At 61.9% G+C, this 310-nt stretch carries 1 pseudogene; it reads left to right on the top strand.

Annotated elements, in window-relative coordinates:
* A pseudogene (locus tag SB753_RS36045) lies at positions 1-310 on the top strand (cysteine--tRNA ligase); the annotation flags it as partial.

The following is a 310-nucleotide window of genomic DNA, read 5'->3' as shown; positions in this document are numbered from 1 at the left end:
CACGCCAATCCACGCCGGTCGGGCCGGCATGTATTGCTGCGGACCCACCGTCTATGACTATGCGCACATCGGGAATCTCAGAACCTACGTGTTCGAGGACATCCTGCGCCGCGTACTGATGCGTAACGGCTTCGAGGTCCGGCACGTCGTCAATATCACTGACGTCGGCCATCTGACTTCTGATGCCGACGAAGGCGAAGACAAGATGGAGACAGGCAGCCAGCGAACCGGGCAATCAGCGTGGGCGATTGCTCGACGCTACACCGACGCCTTCGTCGCGGACTGGCACGCCCTCCACCTGCTGGAGCCC

It is taken from the genome of Paraburkholderia sp. SIMBA_053, assembly GCF_046534895.1.
In the GTDB taxonomy this organism is placed as follows: Bacteria; Pseudomonadota; Gammaproteobacteria; order Burkholderiales; family Burkholderiaceae; genus Paraburkholderia; species Paraburkholderia caledonica.
The sequence above is the reverse complement of the archived record's forward strand: the minus strand, read 5'-3'. Positions and strand labels throughout refer to the sequence as shown.